At 40.8% G+C, this 12,544-nt stretch carries 11 protein-coding genes and 1 pseudogene; 10 read left to right on the top strand and 2 right to left on the bottom strand.

Annotated elements, in window-relative coordinates; translation table 11 throughout:
• The first annotated feature begins 6 nt into the window (after positions 1 to 6).
• The 5 genes and pseudogenes from H6G26_RS00170 (at position 7) to H6G26_RS00150 (ending at position 3,832) form a co-directional block, all read left to right on the top strand.
• Positions 7 to 441: pseudogene (locus H6G26_RS00170) on the top strand (XisH family protein).
• On the top strand, positions 429 to 773 hold the full coding sequence (locus H6G26_RS00165; RefSeq protein WP_190727337.1) for a XisI protein: 345 nt from the start codon (positions 429 to 431) through the stop codon (positions 771 to 773). Before H6G26_RS00170 ends, H6G26_RS00165 begins: the two are co-directional and overlap by 13 nt.
• Before the next feature lie 311 nt (positions 774 to 1,084).
• The gene (nblS, locus tag H6G26_RS00160; RefSeq protein WP_190727336.1) at positions 1,085 to 3,031 is read left to right on the top strand and encodes a two-component system sensor histidine kinase NblS; all 1,947 of its coding nucleotides are present in this window, start codon (positions 1,085 to 1,087) and stop codon (positions 3,029 to 3,031) included.
• Positions 3,032 to 3,216: 185 nt separating this feature from the next.
• Positions 3,217 to 3,462 (top strand): hypothetical protein, encoded by a 246-nt coding sequence (locus H6G26_RS00155; protein WP_190727335.1) that lies wholly within the window; start codon positions 3,217 to 3,219, stop codon positions 3,460 to 3,462.
• Complete coding sequence (locus H6G26_RS00150; protein WP_190727334.1) at positions 3,452 to 3,832, top strand: type II toxin-antitoxin system RelE/ParE family toxin; 381 nt, start codon at positions 3,452 to 3,454, stop codon at positions 3,830 to 3,832. The genes H6G26_RS00155 and H6G26_RS00150 overlap by 11 nt, the downstream gene beginning before the upstream one ends.
• A 140-nt stretch (positions 3,833 to 3,972) precedes the next feature.
• On the opposite strand, the gene H6G26_RS00145 is transcribed toward H6G26_RS00150, so the two are convergent.
• The gene (locus H6G26_RS00145) at positions 3,973 to 4,344 is read right to left on the bottom strand and encodes a zinc ribbon domain-containing protein (RefSeq protein WP_190727333.1); all 372 of its coding nucleotides are present in this window, start codon (positions 4,342 to 4,344) and stop codon (positions 3,973 to 3,975) included.
• A gap of 259 nt (positions 4,345 to 4,603) precedes the next feature.
• Here H6G26_RS00145 and H6G26_RS00140 point away from each other — a divergent pair, with 259 nt between their 5' ends.
• Entirely contained in the window at positions 4,604 to 5,983 is a 1,380-nt protein-coding gene (locus H6G26_RS00140; protein ID WP_190727332.1) for an AAA family ATPase, read from the top strand.
• Positions 5,983 to 6,699, top strand: a complete 717-nt coding sequence (locus tag H6G26_RS00135) for a chromosome partitioning protein ParB (RefSeq protein WP_190727331.1) — start codon at positions 5,983 to 5,985, stop codon at positions 6,697 to 6,699. The genes H6G26_RS00140 and H6G26_RS00135 overlap by 1 nt, the downstream gene beginning before the upstream one ends.
• 146 nt (positions 6,700 to 6,845) lie before the next feature.
• On the opposite strand, the gene H6G26_RS00130 is transcribed toward H6G26_RS00135, so the two are convergent.
• Complete coding sequence (locus H6G26_RS00130; protein WP_190727330.1) at positions 6,846 to 7,793, bottom strand: glycosyltransferase; 948 nt, start codon at positions 7,791 to 7,793, stop codon at positions 6,846 to 6,848.
• Positions 7,794 to 8,195: 402 nt separating this feature from the next.
• Here H6G26_RS00130 and fni point away from each other — a divergent pair, with 402 nt between their 5' ends.
• From fni to H6G26_RS00115, 3 genes are all read left to right on the top strand, one after another.
• Positions 8,196 to 9,245, top strand: coding sequence for a type 2 isopentenyl-diphosphate Delta-isomerase (fni, locus tag H6G26_RS00125; protein ID WP_190727329.1), 1,050 nt, complete (start codon positions 8,196 to 8,198; stop codon positions 9,243 to 9,245).
• An 82-nt stretch (positions 9,246 to 9,327) separates the two neighbouring features.
• Positions 9,328 to 11,163, top strand: coding sequence for a signal peptide peptidase SppA (gene sppA, locus H6G26_RS00120; protein WP_190727328.1), 1,836 nt, complete (start codon positions 9,328 to 9,330; stop codon positions 11,161 to 11,163).
• 96 nt (positions 11,164 to 11,259) lie between these two features.
• Entirely contained in the window at positions 11,260 to 12,498 is a 1,239-nt protein-coding gene (locus H6G26_RS00115) for a M20 family metallopeptidase (protein WP_190727327.1), read from the top strand.
• Positions 12,499 to 12,544: the final 46 nt, after the last annotated feature.

Here is a 12,544-nt window from a genome sequence, read left to right as displayed (position 1 = left end):
TAAGCTATGCCCAAGTTAGACATTATTCATAATGCGGTAAAAAACGCACTGATAAAAGACGGTTGGGTGATTACGGACGATCCCTACATAATTCAGTATCGAAGAACAACATTATACGCTGATCTCGGTGCTGAACGTCCCATCGAGGCTGAACGAGATGGGCAAAAACTTGTTATTGAAGTGAAAAGCTTTGTTGGTGCATCAAAAATACAAGATTTGAAAGAAGCTCTCGGACAGTATGACATCTACCGTTATCTTTTAGAAGAAACAGCGCCAAACCGTAAACTTTACCTTGCTGTTGGTGCGTAGCTTGCCGCCGTAGGCATCGCTTATAAAAGTTTTTTCAACCAGGATGTAATTCAACTCATCCTCCATAAACATCAACTTCCACTCATTGTTGTCGATACAGAAACAGAGGAGATCACACAATGGATAAATTAACTGAGTATCCCAAGATAATTAAGCGGATCTTGACGGAGTATATAGAAATATGTAACCGTCGTCCTAAGCAAGATATAGAAACATTTTTGATTATGGATGAGCCAAAGGGTCACTATATTTGGATGAATCTTGGTTGGCAAAATGGCGAACGCATTACTGGCATGACCGTCTACGTTCGGATTCGAGATTGCAAATTCTGGATCGAGGAAGATTGGACTGAAGATGGGATCGCAACAGACCTAGTTCGTGCCGGTGTTTCCAAGGAAGATATAGTGTTGGCATTCCATGAGCCTAAAATGCGGCAGTACACAGATTTTGCAGTAGCATCGTAACGGTGGTGTGTCGGTACTAGCAGCCACTAACCTGAGCCGGAAAACTAGCCTAAAATCACGACAGGTTGAATTTTTGTTAGACTGCTCATCTGTGCATAACCAATAGTTACAAAAATGGAGTTTAACGCCTTAATCCTCAACTGGATATCAACTCAGATGCCTGAAATGAGGTAAATTCGTTAAGACTACCTTACATGAATATCCCCTGGAGTTTCCCATCTCTCCCTCTCCCCTAACATATTTATTAAATTAACTGTTAATTTTTTAGTTGTTGGGCTTTATAACAAAGAGTATTAACAACTTTATTTAAGATGCTAAGTCTATTAAAAACAATTCGACATGCGATCGCTAGTTGGTGGTCGGAGTTCACACTCCAGACCAAATTATTGGCTGTGGTCACAATGGTAGTTTCATTAGTGATGAGTGGCCTGACCTTCTGGGCTGTGAATACAATTCAGCAGGATGCGCGGATGAATGACACCCGCTTTGGCCGTGACTTGGGGCTGCTGCTTGCTGCCAACGTTGCTCCCCTAATCGCTGACAATAATCTGACTGAGGTTGCCCAATTTTCTCAACGCTTCTACAGCAGCACCTCTAGTGTGCGTTATATGCTTTACGCCGACGAAAACGGGGAAATCTTTTTTGGCATTCCTTTTTGGGAAGCGGAGGTAGAAAACTCTCTTACCATTAAACGGCGGATACAACTGCCAGAAGATTACCCTGGTGATGGCGAAAAGCCGATGGTGCGGCAACATACAACCCCAGATGGAATAGTCACCGATGTATTTGTTCCCTTGATTGTTAATAAAAAATACTTAGGTGTATTAGCGATCGGTATTAACCCCAATCAGACTGCTGTCATCTCCACCAATTTTACCCGCGATGTTACCATTGCCGTTTTTATTACCATTTGGGTAATGGTGATTTTGGCAGGAGTGATAAACGCCTTGACCATCACTAAGCCCATTAAAGAACTGCTGGTGGGAGTGAAGCAAATTGCTACCGGGAATTTCAAGCAGCGCATTGATTTACCTTTAGGGGGCGAACTGGGGGAGTTAATTTTAAGCTTTAATGAAATGGGAGAGCGGTTAGAGCGCTATGAAGAACAAAATATTGAGGAACTGACCGCAGAAAAAGCCAAGCTACAAACCCTAGTTTCAACGATCGCAGATGGTGCTGTGTTGATTGATAACAACATGCAGGTGATTTTAGCTAACCCCACAGCAGAGCGAATTTTTGGCTGGGAAAACGCTGATGTGGTAGGCCAAAACCTGTTACATCACTTGCCCCCAGCAGTACAAATGGAAATCGCTAATCCTTTGTACGAAATGGCAGCAGGCGAATGCGAAAGTGCCGAATTCCGAATTTTTATTAACCAACCTACCCCGCGAACGATCCGTATTCTTTTGACTACAGTACTCAATGTGCAAAGGGAAAGCATCAAAGGCATTGCGATTACTGTCCAAGATATAACCCGTGAGGTGGAATTAAACGAGGCAAAAGGCCAATTTATCAGCAACGTTTCTCACGAACTGCGGACGCCTTTATTCAACATCAAAACCCATATTGAAACCCTGTACGACTACGCCGAAGACTTGGATTTACAGAAACGGCAAGAGTATCTGCAAACAGTAAATCATGAAACCGATCGCCTAACCCGCCTAGTTAACGATGTTTTAGATTTGTCAAAACTCGAATCTGGTCGCAACTACAGCTTCGATGGCGTAGATTTAGCCCAAGCGATCGAGCAAACACTACGTACTTACCAACTGAATGCTAAAGATAAAAGTGTTGAACTTGTTCAAGAAGTTGCTCCTAATTTGCCCCTGGTAATGGGTAATTATGATCTGTTAGTACAAGTGTTTGGCAACCTGATTGGTAATGCCCTCAAATTCACAAAAGCCGGTGGTAAAGTGGCAATCCGCGCTTACCAACTAGATTTCAAGCCCAATCACACCCAATTTCCTCCAGTGCGGATTGAAATTTCCGATACAGGAATTGGCATTGCTACAGAAGATCAACACGCAATTTTTGAACGCTTCTTTCGCGTAGAAAACCGAGTTCATACCCTAGAAGGTACGGGTTTAGGTTTATCGATTGTCAGAAATATCATCGACAGACATCGTAGTAAAGTCCATTTAGTGAGTGAAGTTGGTATAGGCACCACTTTTTGGTTCGACTTAGCCGCCTTTGAGGAAAAAGCGCCAGCGATACAAGTTGAACCTATTGCCGAAGAACCCAAAATTACCACAGTTTAAGGATTGCAGCAGCATCCAAAATCATCACAGCTTGAAGATTAGGAATTGGGCATGGTTTGTTATTTTTGACCATTTCCTATAGTGGCGATTTTGGATGAAGCGGAAGCGTTTAAGGTTGCCGGATGAATGGGGGATAGCTGCACTAGACTATAAGTAGGTTGAATTGACTCACACTATCATTATCTATGAAAGCAATTGAAACCACAGCGACAATTAATGAGAGTGGACAACTTACGCTTGATAAATCACTGGGATTCATCAAACCACAGCGTGTTCGTGTTATCGTCTTACTTTCCGAAGATGACGAAACCGATCCTGATGAAACACCTACAGAAGTTGTTATAGAAGGTATTCGCCAAGGTTTACACGAAGCTTTAACTGGACAAACTCTTCCCCTCTCAGAAATGTGGTCAGGCATTGATGCAGAGTGAAACATCGCCAATCCAGATCGCTCTTACACCTCGTTTCAAAAGGGATCTTCGAGAACTTGCCAAACGCTATCGTTCAATTCGTACTGATCTCCAACCCTTAATTGACCAACTTCAAGCAGGTGACATCCTCGGTGATAGAATTCCTGGAGTTAAATATCAGGTTTTCAAAGTTCGTCTCAAAAATAGCAACATTCAAAAAGGAAAAAGTGGAGGCTATCGAGTCATTTATTATCTGAAAACTGATCAAGGAATTATACTCACTACAATTTATTCCAAATCCGATATTTCAGATGTTAGTAATGAAACAATTGAAGAAGCAATCGCGCAATACGAGCAAGAAATTCAAATAGCCGATAATTCAGATGCATAAACCCGGATTTCTCACAAGCAATAAAAAATAAATTCCAATTTAGCTGGGGAGACAATTGAAATATAAAATCGTAACTATTTTAGATTTATATTAGACTCAACACAAAAGCGTTATATTGACCACTCCCCAGAAAAACCAAATCAAGTCCTTAGTATAACGAACAATAAACAGACCAATAATAGACCTAATAGCAATAACAAACCCTGATTGCGTTTTACCCAACTTTTCACAGTTACTGCAAAACCGTTAGTGTAACGCTGCTGTTGCAACTCTAACTTTGTCTCTTCAATATTTTGGTAGAGGGTACAGTCTTTAGCGTAGGGACGCTGAGGAAAATTGCAAGTATCATCAGCGTGATAGGTGCAGGTGTCGCACAGATACCCGTCCCCAGTAGCGCGGTGCAATGGAATACCGGGATGACCGTAAGCTTTGAGTGTCGTCCGGCAATTAGGACAACTAATAGCTTGACTATCAACGAGTTGATGGCAGCGGGGACAAGATACAGTAGCCAAAACCTTTAGCGCAAATAGGTAAACACTTTGATTCTATCCATTTACAAAAATAATGGGGAAATATATGCGTAGCCTGTTAATTTTGAATATGCCTAGCTCTCAGAATTGGCTATTTTATCAGTAAAAGTACTAATTTTATGATGATTATTTATATCTTTCTAAGTGATTGATATCACTCAACATAATTAAGGCTATGCCATAATCTAGCAAATATGAGGTTTTGTCTCAAGTCCAATAATTATTCCGAGGTAGAAAAATATTGCCTTTTAATCCTGAGCTGTGCCGTAACGAAAGCGAAGTTGAAAGCAAACTCATAGTGCAATATTTGCTACCACAGCTAGGTTATACTCCTGACACCTGGCATCAAGAGGTTGCCGTTGGTAGCATCCGCTTAGATTTTTTAGCATTTGCCGCACAAGTGATTCCTTTTGTCTTAGATGCCAACTCGCCGTTGAGTGTCGTCATGGAGGCAAAGCATCCCAAACAAAACTTAAATAATCATGTCCCCCGACTCAGGCATTATTTAACCAGCTTGAATGTCAGGTATGGATTGCTGACCAATGGCAAAGAGATTAGAATTTATCAAAAATTGCAGACCGATATTCAATTAGTATTTCAATGTACTGGGAAAGAAGTTGAGCATAAATTAGAGAATATTAAAGCTTTAATTGGTAGAGAGAGTTTAAAAGAAGGACAGTTAGTAGATAAAGCAGAAGTTCAAATCAATGAAACTAATTCAAATTTTGAAACAAAAAGGAAACATTCAATGAAAACGATTGCAATCTACCACAATAAAGGCGGTGTTGGGAAAACTACTATTGCAGTCAACCTTGCAGCAGCATTACGTAAAAAAGGTAAAAAAGTACTTTTGATTGATATAGACTCCCAAGCAAATACTACTTTTGCTACAGGATTAATCAAATTTCAATTTGAAGAAGATGATAATTTAAGAGAGCGGAACGTATACCATTTATTAGAATCAGGAGATTTCAATTTTATTTCAGAATTAGTGCGTACATCTGATTATTTCAATAATCCAGAAATTGATGTTATTCCTTCACATATCACCTTGATTGAATCTCAAGACAAACTAACTAAAATATTAGCTAGTAGAAGCAGGCTAGTAACAAAATTAAAAAAGGTAGAAGACAGCTATGAGGTTGTAATCATTGATACTCCACCCTCTAGAGATTTGTATGCTGAAGTTGCACTGATTGCTACTGATTACCTGATAATTCCATCGGATTTGAAACCATTTGCTAATCAAGGTCTACCAACAGTCAAAAATTTTGTTAATCAAATTAATGAATCTAGGGAAATGATGGGTAAACCGCCCATTAGCATAATGGGTGTTCTTGCTTCTAAAATTTCAACAAATGCTAAGTTTTTACAATACAATTTTCCTAAACAGAGAGAAGTAATTTCAGAGCGCTATCAATTGCCACTTATGGAATCTGTAATTTATGACAGAACAGCGTTATCAGAATGTATGAATCAGACTATCCTAGTTGGAGATTTAGAATATCCTGACCCTAAGTCTATTATTAAATTTGCCGAAATAAAAACTTCTGCTCAAATTTCTGCTGAAGAATTTAATGTATTAGCAGATGAAGTTATCCAAAAAATGGGGGTTGATTAATGATTAATTTCTCTTTGGTAGACGTAAAAAGTATTACTTCTAATGAACCTCGTTCAAATTTTTCAGAGGCTGATTTGGAAAACCTCGCAGACATAATTATAGAAACTGGAGGAATTATCAGACCATTAGTTGTGAAAGTGACAGGAGTAGAGAGCTATACAGTAGTTGATGGACATTTTGAATATTATGCTGCTGTTAAGGCACGAGAAAAAAATCCTCGGCAAGCTGAAATGGTTAATGCCTTTGTCATCGCCCCAAAATTAGAAGATTTAGTACTAAAGCAGGTTGTATCTCTTCAAAAAACTAATTCTTCTGATAAGGCAGTAATATCACACCCTGAAACAACAAAGTTAGAACCACGTTTGGCAAATCTAGAATTGCGTCTTGAGAAGCAATTCAATGAATTTAAGTCAGAATTTATACAAGAAAGACAGAGAATAGATAGTCAGTTCAAGCAACTTGAAAATCTTATTCCCCAAAAAGGTAAACAGAGTAATCCACTTAGTTTATTGAATTCTTTGGATAGAGACGAGTTATCTAGAAAGTTACAACGCTCTAGGATTCCTGGGGCGGAAAAACTTGCAAATGCTATAGAAGATGCTCGACATAAGAAACCAAAGCAAGAGTTTGAAGATTATCGTGATGTAGTAAAATCTGTTAAGAACTTGGGTGATAAAACAATTTTGACTATTATTGATGAATGGTCAAGAAGTTAGTACTTAGTCAAATAAGTTCTTCGCTGTGTAAAAACTCTGCATAGCCTTCTCTGCGCCTCTAGGCGAGCCATTACCCACTTTTAAGGACGTACTTAATAAAAAAATCTAGATGCCTGCGGTGGGTTGCATTAACGTATTTTTATAGCCTAACCCCGTACCTGCCGCAGTGCATTAAACGCCTTACCTCGTAACCCAACTGGTAACAACGATAAACTTAAACCAGTCCAAGCTTTAGCAACCGAAAAAGACTGTCCTGCTAAAACTAGCTCTCTGCCTTTTTGCGTTTCACCCTTTTCAATTAAACGCAAACCTAATAATAATTGCGTTTCAGTTAGACGATTTTTCCTGATTGTCTCTAGTTTTTCAGGCTCAAACTTATAACTTTCTAAATACCGCATTTTATCAAATAAATAAGGAATAGCTCTATTGATACCTTGCTGTTCTGCGTGGTTGCGATATTCCATCAATAATTCTGGTAAGTAATAGCCCTTTTTTCCAGCCAAAGCCAGACGCACAAATAAATCATTATCCTCACAATTTTGCAGATTTGGCTGCATATATCCTAATTCTTGCAAAGTTTTACGACGGAATAATGTTGCTCCAATTTGAAAGCTTTGGTTAATAAATACAACTTCCAATAAATTATCTACAATACCTGCTGGTAAATTCTTTCTACCCCAGCGATAAGAATTTTCTTGAGTTTTGGCTTCATCCCGCACATTGTTAATATCAATTATCCAATGATCTGTACCAACAAAATCAATACTAGAGTCTTCAGCAAGAATAGCTGCGGTACTTGCGAGAAAATCGGGTGTTAGCCGATCATCATCATCAAACTTCATAAAATATTCACCACTGGCAGCATCAAAGCCAGAGCGCATATTATTACTTTTACCAATATTTTCCAGATGCCGAATATATTTTATTCGCTGGTCTGTGTACTGTGACATCAACTCAGGTGTACCATCGCTAGAACCGTCATCACAAACAATTAGCTCAAAGTCTTGCTCAGACTGATTGAGTACACTGTCAATGGCATAAGGAAGGAGATTAACACGATTAAAAGTCGGAATGGAAACAGTAATCTTAGGCATATTACTAATTTAGAAAATACAGTAAACAGGAATTTTATATCAGTTTCTAATTTAATCAATCGCCAACTAAACTATATTTATCAGATATGTTTTTGAATTTTATTCATTGTCTTATTTAACAATTTATTAGCTTTTGCAATTATAGCGGTCTTAACTCAGAGCAAGTGTCATGCTATTTTGCTTATAGTTTGAATGATAATAACATTACCCGTTGTTTGTCTGCATTGGTAAAACCCGTGCTTTACTATCGCTTCTCCCAAGCTTACAAAAAGGAGGAATGGTTCTGTTATCAATAGGGTGACGTACCCTATCGATAGGCAAAAGAAATATTTTTGTTATAAAAAGATTGGTTACATACAATGTAACAATAGCGATCGCAAATACTTTTAGCCATATCCACCAGTGAACGCCCCTACCAATATCTCTGCACAAACTCAAAATCGCAAAGCCGATCATATTCGGATCTGTTTAGAGGAAGATGTTCAGTGTCGTCAAATCACCAATGGACTAGAACGTTATCGTTTTACCCATTCTTGTTTACCTGAACTAAACCACAACGATATTGATCTCAGTACAACTTTCTTGGGGAAACATCTTGGCGCACCCTTATTAATTTCTTCCATGACTGGAGGAACAGAACAAGCCGCAATAATTAACCAACGTTTGGCGCAAGTCGCGCAACACTACAAAATTGCAATGGGTGTTGGTTCCCAACGGGTAGCGGTAGAAAAACCCCAGGTGGCTGATACTTTTGCTGTCCGCAAGTATGCCCCCGATGTTCTGCTATTTGCGAACTTGGGCGCTGTGCAACTTAACTACAAGTACGGCTTAGATGAATGTTTGCGGGTAGTTGATATCCTAGAGGCTGATGCCCTGATTTTACACATTAACCCTCTACAAGAGTGCATTCAACCCAAAGGTGATACTAATTTTCAAGGTTTGCTTGACAAAATATCTAAATTATGCAGCGAAATATCAGTGCCAGTGATTGCGAAGGAAGTTGGTAACGGTATTTCAGCAGCGATCGCTAACAAACTCATTGCCGCCGGAGTAGCAGCAATTGATGTCGCAGGCGCGGGGGGTACTTCTTGGGCAAAAGTAGAAAGTGAACGGGCAGAAAATGCTTTGCAACGTCGCTTAGGAAGGACATTTGCTGATTGGGGTTTACCGACAGCAGAGTGCATTACAACTATTAGAGCGATCGCTCCAGATGTGCCCTTAATTGCTTCGGGAGGTTTGCGTCATGGGTTGGATGTCGCAGCCGCGATCGCCTTGGGAGCAGATATAGCGGGTTTAGCGATGCCTTTTTTGCAAGCAGCAGCAACATCAGAAACAGCAGTTTCTGAACTGGCTGAAGTATTAATCGCCGAAATCACCACGGTATTGTTCTGTACTGGCAACCCTACGTTATATCAGTTAAAGCACTCTGGTAGTTTACAGCGCATAGAATAGTTAAATAGGTCATTGGTTATTAGTCATTAGTCCTTTGTCAATGCCCAATGCCCAATGCCCAATGCCCAATCCCCAATAACTAATGCGTAATTTTATCAAACAAACTTTTGCTAGTTTAATTGGCACATTACTAGGACTAATTATTTTCGGTGGTCTGGGAACAACTGGACTGTTTTTATTGATAATGGCTGCTAGCTCTTCTAAAGATACTGGGCCAAATGTGAAAGATAAGTCAATGCTAGTTTTTGACTTGTCGATGAAAATTACTGATAGCGAACCTAGTTCAGGTGAACTGTTTCAAAACACAATATCAGGTGTAGATGAAGATAGGATGGCACTCCGCAAAGTTGTGGAAACTTTAGAAAAGGCGCGACGCGATCCGCGAATTGTTGGGATCTACATGGATGCAACAAAAACAAGCCAAGCTAGTAACGTCGGCTATGCCTCCCTTAAAGAAATTCGGAAAGCGTTGCAAGAGTTTCGTGCTGCTGGGAAAAAGATTGTGGCCTATGGCAGTGACTGGAGTGAAAAGGAATATTACGTTAGTTCAGTGGCAGATTCCATTGTACTTAATCCTCTGGGAATGATGGAAGTTAACGGTTTGAGTTCACAACCGATATTCTTAGCGGGAGCATTACAGAAATATGGCATTGGTGTTCAAGTCGTGCGGGTAGGAAAATTTAAAGGAGCTGTTGAACCGCTTCTGCTTACAAAGTTGAGTCCAGAAAACCGCGAACAAACTCAGAAATTGTTAAATGATGTTTGGGGAGAATGGCGCACTACTGTAGGTGCAAGTCGGAAAATTGAACCTAACCAGTTGCAAGCGATCGCAGATAATCAGGCGCTACTAGAAGCAACACAAGCCAAAACCAACGGTTTAATTGATCGAGTAGCATACCCAGATGAAGTGGTGACTGACCTCAAAAAGTTAACAGATAGCAATAAAGACGACAAAACATTCCGACAAATTAGCCTGAATAGCTACGCACAAGTTCCCGGCAAATCTTTGGGTGTAGAACGTAGCTCAAAAAATCAAATTGCTGTTGTTTATGCTGAGGGCGAGATTGTCGATGGTAAAGGTGATGTTGGTGAAGTAGGAGGCGAACGGTTTGCCAAAATCTTCAACCGACTGCGACAAGATAAGGATGTGAAAGCTGTTGTATTACGGATTAATAGTCCTGGTGGTAGCGCTACAGCATCTGAAGTTATGCAGCGAGAATTGAAATTAACTCGTCAGGCAAAACCAGTTGTAGTGTCAATGGGTGATGTCGCCGCCTCTGGTGGTTACTGGATTGCTAGCGACTCAAACCGCATTTTTGCCGAACCCAATACTATTACAGGTTCAATAGGTGTGTTTGGGGTGCTATTTAATGGTGAAAAGTTAGCCAATGATAATGGCATCACTTGGGATTCGGTGAAAACTGGAACCTATGCTGATACTCAAACAGTTTCGCGTCCGAAATCGTCCCAAGAGTTGGCACTTTATCAGCGCAGTGTTAACCGGATTTATAATATGTTCCTGAATAAAGTTTCTCAAGGTCGCAAACTCCCAGAACAAAGAGTAGCAGAAATTGCCCAAGGACGGGTTTGGTCGGGTGTGGCGGCCAAGGAAATTGGTTTGGTAGATGAAATTGGTGGTTTGAATACTGCGATCGCCTATGCTGTCAAAGAGGCGAAATTAGGAGAAGACTGGGAAGTGCAAGAATATCCTCGCACTAGCAGCTTTGGAGAACGCTTTTTTGGGCGTGTAACTGAAGAGACGCAGACTGCTTTAGGAATTGAGGGGGCAAAACTCAAACAATCCAATCCTCTCACCACTGAATTCCAGAAATTGCAACAAGAAGTAGAGATTCTGCAAAAGATGAACGATCCACAGGGAATTTATGCCCGCTTGCCTTTCAACTTGAAGATTGAGTAGATGCTTTTTTGAGCTTCTCTCATCTTCCACTGAAGGGGGTCTGTCTTAACCTACAGACTGTCCTTCATACAATTTTATACTAACGACACGTGCATTATGGTTTCTACCTTTCCCAATCCCTCTTCTGTTGATCTATCTCGCATTCGGCTTTCAATCCGCTCATTGCAACCACAATTAGTGGAGTGGCGGCGGCGATTGCATCAACAACCAGAGTTGGGTTTTCAAGAAAAACTGACGGCTGAGTTTGTCTCACAAAAGCTGCAAGAATGGGGAATTGACCACCAAACTGGCATTGCCCAAACTGGCATTGTTGCCACCATCAAAGGCAATCAACCCCCCACTCCCCACTCCCTACTCCCCACTCCCCAAGTTTTAGCGATTCGGGCAGATATGGATGCTTTGCCAATCCAAGAACTTAACGAAGTGCCGTACAAATCGCAGCATGATGGAGTGATGCACGCTTGTGGACATGATGGACATACTGCGATCGCTTTAGGTACAGCTTATTATCTCCAACAGCATCGTCAAGACTTCTCCGGTACTGTGAAAATTATCTTCCAGCCAGCAGAAGAATCACCCGGTGGCGCAAAGCCGATGATTGAAGCTGGGGTACTGAAAAATCCTGATGTTGACGCAATTATTGGTTTGCACTTGTGGAATAATTTGCCCTTGGGAACAGTGGGTGTTCGGGCTGGGGCGTTGATGGCAGCTGTGGAGTGCTTTAACTGCACAATTTTAGGCAAAGGTGGACACGGCGCATTACCCCATCAAACTGTAGATTCGGTTGTAGTTGCTGCCCAAATCGTAAATGCCTTGCAAACCATTGTCGCTCGGAATGTTAATCCCATTGATTCGGCTGTGGTGACAGTGGGCGAACTTCATGCTGGAACCAAGCGGAATGTGATTGCTGATACAGCGAGAATGAGCGCTACTGTCAGGTATTTTAATCCTAGTTTGAAAGGATTTTTCAATCAGCGTGTCCAGCAGATTATTGCTGGAATTTGTCAAAGTCATGGTGCGAGTTATGACTTAGAATACTGGGCACTTTATCCACCAGTAATTAATGATATGAAAATGGCGGAATTGGTGCGAACTGTAGCAGAAGAAGTGGTAGAAACCCCGTTGGGTATTGTGCCAGAATGCCAAACTATGGCTGCTGAAGATATGTCATTTTTCTTGCAAGAGGTTCCTGGTTGCTATTTCTTTTTAGGTTCTGCGAATCCAGAGAAAGATTTGGCGTATCCCCATCATCATCCCCGGTTTGATTTTGACGAAACCGCCTTGGGAATGGGTGTGGAAATATTTGTGAGATGCGTGGAGAAGTTTTTTAGTTGAGTGGGTGTAGATTAGATGTTTTTTACCGAAGAAAGGCAGAGGGCAG

It is taken from the genome of Nostoc sp. FACHB-888 (genome assembly GCF_014696655.1).
In the GTDB taxonomy this organism is placed as follows: Bacteria; Cyanobacteriota; Cyanobacteriia; order Cyanobacteriales; family Nostocaceae; genus Nostoc.
Note: the sequence above shows the minus strand (reverse complement) of the source record. Positions and strands in the feature narration are given on the sequence as shown.